Below are 1,360 nucleotides of genomic sequence, written 5' to 3'. Positions count from 1 at the left end.
AATGTTTGCTGAAGAATCAGCACAAAGACGGCTGGAACCACATAATCGACATAGCCCATGCGCGGGTTAAAGGTGGGTTTTAGGTTCGCCTTAATACTTGAATATTGGTTGGCGGCGGAAACGATAGGCTCCCCACTTGCGATAAGCTGCGCGACTTTTACCTCTGCGCCCAGTGTTGCCCCCGTTTGTGCGAGCCCTTCAACCACTGTGCCATAAACAAGAAAATATGAAGCGTCCCCGGCATAGGCGAGAGTTGGACTTTTCCCTATCATCAAGTCTTTATAAAAGTGTTCGGGGATAACCAGTATCCCACTTATTTTACCATCAATAAAATCACTCTTAGCGGCTTCTATGCTGTAGCTTCGTTGTATGACTTGAACTTGAGGAGCCGCGTTGACCATGCGCTCTAGCTTAAAGCTCACGGCACTGTTGTCTAAGTTTACAATGGCGATCTTTTGTTCTAACGGCGATTGTTGTGAGTAGGGCAACGGGTATAGGAATGAGTAGAATATCACACCACCAAAAACAGTCAGAATGACGGCTTTGTTATTAAAGAAGTCGCGGATTTCACTTTTTAGCAGCGTCACAAAACTCATTGCGCTTGCTCCCTTTGGTAGTGCTGTTTGATAAGCCACAAGCACAGTAATGCGGCAAAGAAATAACCCAGCATTGGAGTGAGGTGTGTCATTGAGTCTAAAGCTGAGACACCGTAACTGGCTTGGGATACCTGAACCTCAATATAGTGACTGACAGGAAGAAGTGCACGCCACCACTGAGCCAGCATATTCATGTCAGTAACGGGAAATGTAATCCCCATGAAAGCAAAGCTTGGTGCTGTAAACGCTCCGGCGAAGCTCATGGCTCTGGTCGCATCTAGAGTGAGGAAAAAGAATAAACAGCCCATGATCATGCACGCTAAAATCATCATGAATTGCGCAACAATAATGGGTAGAAATGCGCCCTGCATTGGCCATCCTAGCCCTTGGTAAAACCAGGCTAAAAACAGAACACCTTGTAAAGCAAACACCCCAATATACCCTTTGAGTGTATGGTAAAGAGTGTGTATTGGTGATGAGCCTAACCATGGGTGTAAGCCGTCAAAACGACGATAATTAGCGGCGAGAACCATGATCGTACTGACGACAATCACGACCTGCCATAAAGCAGGCACGGTAGCCGAAACCAAAAACTGAGCATAGTTGGTGTTTTGATTAAACAAAGCGGTGATTTGTGTGGATACTGGCACCGCTTTGCCGAGTGCCGATAGGGTGGTTGTATCACCAAATGCAAGGTTTTGAACCGTTTCAATGGATGCGTTGAAATACCCGATAGACTGCATAACCGCCGAATTTATCAGGCG

2 protein-coding genes are annotated in these 1,360 nt (G+C 46.3%); both read right to left on the bottom strand.

What is annotated here, in order from left to right; translation table 11 throughout:
• Positions 1–596 (bottom strand): ABC transporter permease (locus ACP45E_RS18955; protein WP_141707425.1); only part of this gene is annotated, 596 nt, incomplete at its 3' end.
• The coding region (locus ACP45E_RS18950; protein WP_069585434.1) for an ABC transporter permease at positions 593–1,360 on the bottom strand (768 nt) is incomplete at its 5' end. The genes ACP45E_RS18950 and ACP45E_RS18955, both read right to left, overlap by 4 nt.

The sequence above is a fragment of the Vibrio genomosp. F10 str. 9ZD137 genome, assembly GCF_049974785.1.
In the GTDB taxonomy this organism is placed as follows: Bacteria; Pseudomonadota; Gammaproteobacteria; order Enterobacterales; family Vibrionaceae; genus Vibrio.
The sequence above is the reverse complement of the archived record's forward strand: the minus strand, read 5'-3'. Positions and strand labels throughout refer to the sequence as shown.